Here is a 4,095-nt window from a genome sequence, read left to right as displayed (position 1 = left end):
TTATCATCAAAATTATGCCCTTTTTTTGCCCTCTGAATTTAAAGCTATTTATATCCATAATTAACGGTAAAAAATATTATTTAACAATCACAATTTTCACAAACATAGTTTATTCCTTAATCTAGTTTATCAATAAAATTATAAAACTGATTAATATCTGTTAATTGTTTATTACAATGAATGCTATCTCGACATATATAGTCACCTTTTTTTACATATTGACCATCCGAATTGGTTTTTGACTTTTTCATGAATAATGAAACATTAGATTCTTTATTACAAATTGTGCAGAACCCCTTTACAACCTGATTAGAAATTTCTCCATAAAGTCCTTTTAATTGTTTTTTTTCATCGTAATATATTATATATTTCCGATTTGATGCAAGTTCATTCCATCCTACAAATGAACTTACCTTCAAATCATATTCTTCAAATTGAGGTATTTTTATTTTTTTAACTTTCTTAAATACTTTCTGAAGTTTTTGCGGACTAGGTAGTTCAAAAGGTACTACATATTCTAAAAATTTATTAAGTATTGCTTCAATTTCTTTGTTTGATAATCTGATGTTCATTAATACTTTTAAAGATTCTTCAATATCGTCATCTATATGACCAAAAATCTCATTAATATCATTATAGGTTTCCGATTGAATAACTTTGACGGTTTCTTTATCATTTACCGTTTTATATACATTTTTCAATCTTAAAATAACCGATCTGATATAATTATATTGGTGAGGATAAATCATTGTTTTCATTGTTTTCAACCTTTCACAAGTATATTTATTTTACTTATTAATAAATAAGATACTTTGTGATAATGTTGATTAAATTTAGCTACAAAGCATCTTATATTCAAGATCCAATAGCTTTAAATATGTTATATCTTTTAACATAACATCATCACCTCCCGAACTGTTAAATTCATTTATATCACTTCAATATTAATTAATTACTCATAATGTTACTCTTAGTAAAAAAAATAACATGGGTAAATCCAGAGTTAATCGTTTCACTCATCGAAACACAGAACGTTTCTCAACGTCTTATATTGTTAATAATTTCATACTCTTGTCCTTTATTTCAAAACTGTACCCTTTTTTGCCCTTTAAATTATCATTAAACAAATCATTTCATTTTTGCAAAAAGTATTGTAAGAAAAAGTTTCATTATGATATATTTTTTATAGTTTTTATATAGAATTAAACTTGCTAAACAGGAGTGTTTTTTTATGAAACTCTCAGCAAAAAAGCAAAAGCAGTTCCATCATTTTTGTAACTACTTTAAAAGTTTAGAAATTAAAACATTTTTGCAAAATGCTATCGGCGCTTTATTTTTAAGTCCTTTTACATTAATAACTTATGCATTTATTTTAGCATACAAGGTTACATTTATGAATAAATCATTAATTGAAGCTTTGTCAAGCGCTGTTTCTTTAATTCTTATATTTTGGGTAGTTGCATTGTATTTAATGATGTTTTATGTAGTTTACTTTAAAGGTAAAAATTCATTATTAAAATTTGTTAAAATAACTACTCTAATAATTATTATTTCTTATCATATATACATATTTATTAGAAAAGGTATAGAAAATCTTACTCATTTTGATAATTATATTATTATTATTACTTCAGTTCTTATTTCTTACTGGCTGATACAAACTTTGAGAAATATAATTACTTCTATTTACAATTGGATATTTAACGATGAAAGTCACCAACGAGATGAACTAATTAAATTTAAGCTTTCTTTCATAAAAAGCTTACTCTTAGGCTTTTTTTCTTTTATTGCCACTATATTAGGTATAGCATTAACGATTAAAAACTTATTCTTTACTTAAGACGAGTTAATTTTTATAGAGCACAATTAATAAAGGATGTTGTATCATACGACATCCTTTATTATATAACTTACCGTAGTTACAAAAGCTCATTCCTCACTGCGACACAGGAAGTTTCTCAGCGTAAAAAAACACCACATGAGAGTGTGTGGAACGTAAAAGTTATTTTACTGGTACCGATGACTTTATTAAATCTACAGTAATGGGACTATTTTGTCCTAATTTATATGCTTTATCCCATGCTGTGTTTTTTTTGTGAGTTTTTTCAACCATGTCCCAAGCTGACACTCCATCATACTCATCAATAACATCTTTTATTAAACTACTAATATATTCAGAATCCTCTTCTCTGAATATTTTATATGTTATTGGAGTAGTAGCATTACTTATCACACTATATACAGACTGATCATCTTTTTCAGTAAGTACGTCACTTTGCCCCCTGTATACTGAATAAACTTCTTTAACTACAGGCCCATAATCAAAGGCTAAAAATCTCTCTTTAAATAACTCTATTTTTCTGTTTAAAAAATATCTTTCATATACTATATAAAGTAATTTTTGAAGTTTAAGTGGAGTAGTAGGTTTCAACATTAAAATATATCTCGCTATATCCATAGCATTTAATCCGTGAGGAGATTTAGCAACGTTTTTAAAGTCAAAATATTTTTCGAAAATGGTTACATTTTCAAAAAAACTATCTTTTTCCTTTATACTTTGAATTGTATCTTTTGACGTAGTAATCAAATGTGTATAAAAACCAATACCTAATTCTGTTAAATCTTCTTCATAAAGTTCTATTTTTTCAAGATCTTTTTTTTCAGTTATAGTCATATGGAATGCTAATCTTCCTTCATGGTCATATTCTTCCAAAATTATTAAATAATGTTTGTACATTTATCTCACCACCCTACTTTTTTTCTAATTCACTTTCATATTCTTCCCAATTTAAATAATCTTGCTTATATATTTTATGCGATTTTTTATTATTCTTATGATCTTTGTTTAGCCATATTTGAAGTTCACACGGAAAACAAAAATTATCAATCTTAAAATATAAGTGAATTGCTTTATAGTCATTTTTACTAGCGTCTACTATCTTTATTTTACCATTAAAATTCTCATAAACATACTCATTTAATATATTATATACATTATTTAAATCAATATCGCTTTGTAAAGTGAATCTATACCCTAACAAATCATTTAAACATTTAATAATAGGATACTTTCCTTTACCATTTTTTGCTTGATATTTTAAAAGTTTGTTATAAATAGACCTTTCATTTTTAATACGTTTATCTATTTCTAATTCTAACTCTTCATCAATCAATAAGATTCTATTTTCTTTCTTTACTATTTCTTTAAAAACCACTACATTATCTAACAACTCACTATCAATATACGTATTTTTATCATCCAAAAAATCACAAACACATTTCTTTTTAAAATTAATTTTATTATTTCTTAGTTCAACAAAGGTATCAGCGTAATTAGTCATTCTTTCATAGATTACAGAAATTATTTTTTTAAGAAAATTCAACTCATCATCATAAGACATATTTTACTCCTAATCAAATATAGTTCTGTTAAGTATAACTCTATATTTTCTTAGAAACAATCAAAATTACAACAATATATTATAATTTAAAAAATTAATCTTCTTTACTTCCCAAATCTCCTTATATCATCAATATGAAACTCTGTATTCGGGTATTGCTCTTACAACCCTTTTAAATCTCTTTTCTTTCATCATCTTCACCGATATTATCAACAAACACTGGTGTAGCTACATTTAAGTCTACTTTCTCAGTAAATAAGCTATGGTACCTACCGAGTAAATCACGAGCTTTTAAACGATCACTAGTCTTAATAGGTACATCTACTGTTTCCACATGTTCGTTATATACAAGGTTCATGCGTCCTGTATCTGGATTGCGCTCAAATGAGCTCCTCTTAACCACAACTTCCTTTGTTTCAGTCTCATCACCTATTGCTGATTGTGTTAATAGGTACAACGTCTCTTTGGCCGACAAAATGGTATCGTCCATAATCTCGTCTTTCTTACTTTTAATGTATTCGTCTACTTTGTCTTTTCGTAATAACCTACTACCTGTTACGTGTGCACTATTGGGGCTATATCCTGCTTTTATAGCGCTTTGAGTAACGTTGAGTGTCTTAATATACTCATTCGCAAAACGTTCTTGTTTTGGCGTTAATTTTTCCATATCATCACTCCTTATAACTAGAATGAG

Annotated in this window: 5 protein-coding genes; 1 reads left to right on the top strand and 4 read right to left on the bottom strand. The window is 26.8% G+C overall.

Annotated elements, in window-relative coordinates; translation table 11 throughout:
- Window positions 1–116: 116 nt before the first annotated feature.
- Complete coding sequence (locus HMPREF2663_RS08505; protein ID WP_000855537.1) at window positions 117–758, bottom strand: fusidic acid resistance EF-G-binding protein FusB; 642 nt, start codon at window positions 756–758, stop codon at window positions 117–119.
- 473 nt (window positions 759–1,231) lie between these two features.
- On the opposite strand from HMPREF2663_RS08505, the gene HMPREF2663_RS08500 reads away from it, so the two are divergent.
- Window positions 1,232–1,840, top strand: coding sequence for a hypothetical protein (locus HMPREF2663_RS08500; protein WP_047511747.1), 609 nt, complete (start codon window positions 1,232–1,234; stop codon window positions 1,838–1,840).
- A 162-nt stretch (window positions 1,841–2,002) separates the two neighbouring features.
- Here the strand turns inward: HMPREF2663_RS08500 and HMPREF2663_RS13040 are convergent, their stop codons facing one another.
- The 3 genes from HMPREF2663_RS13040 to HMPREF2663_RS08485 all read right to left on the bottom strand — a co-directional run bounded on the left by HMPREF2663_RS13040 (window position 2,003) and on the right by HMPREF2663_RS08485 (window position 4,068).
- Window positions 2,003–2,737, bottom strand: coding sequence for a Panacea domain-containing protein (locus HMPREF2663_RS13040; protein WP_012104246.1), 735 nt, complete (start codon window positions 2,735–2,737; stop codon window positions 2,003–2,005).
- A gap of 13 nt (window positions 2,738–2,750) precedes the next feature.
- Window positions 2,751–3,401, bottom strand: coding sequence for a nucleotidyltransferase family protein (locus HMPREF2663_RS08490; protein WP_012085746.1), 651 nt, complete (start codon window positions 3,399–3,401; stop codon window positions 2,751–2,753).
- 172 nt (window positions 3,402–3,573) lie between these two features.
- Window positions 3,574–4,068, bottom strand: a complete 495-nt coding sequence (locus HMPREF2663_RS08485) for a terminase small subunit (RefSeq protein WP_064206533.1) — start codon at window positions 4,066–4,068, stop codon at window positions 3,574–3,576.
- Window positions 4,069–4,095 lie beyond the last annotated feature (27 nt).

The sequence above is a fragment of the Staphylococcus sp. HMSC077D08 genome, assembly GCF_001837945.1.
Classification (GTDB): domain Bacteria; phylum Bacillota; class Bacilli; order Staphylococcales; family Staphylococcaceae; genus Staphylococcus; species Staphylococcus epidermidis.
Note: the sequence above shows the minus strand (reverse complement) of the source record. Positions and strands in the feature narration are given on the sequence as shown.

Bases quoted from the DNA above. Each gene is read 5' to 3' on its own strand.
- HMPREF2663_RS08500 (WP_047511747.1), top strand. From the start codon at position 1,232: ATGAAACTCTCAGCAAAAAAGCAAAAGCAGTTCCATCATTTTTGTAAC.
- HMPREF2663_RS13040 (WP_012104246.1), bottom strand. From the start codon at position 2,737: ATGTACAAACATTATTTAATAATTTTGGAAGAATATGACCATGAAGGA.
- HMPREF2663_RS08505 (WP_000855537.1), bottom strand. From the start codon at position 758: ATGAAAACAATGATTTATCCTCACCAATATAATTATATCAGATCGGTT.
- HMPREF2663_RS08485 (WP_064206533.1), bottom strand. From the start codon at position 4,068: ATGGAAAAATTAACGCCAAAACAAGAACGTTTTGCGAATGAGTATATT.
- HMPREF2663_RS08490 (WP_012085746.1), bottom strand. From the start codon at position 3,401: ATGTCTTATGATGATGAGTTGAATTTTCTTAAAAAAATAATTTCTGTA.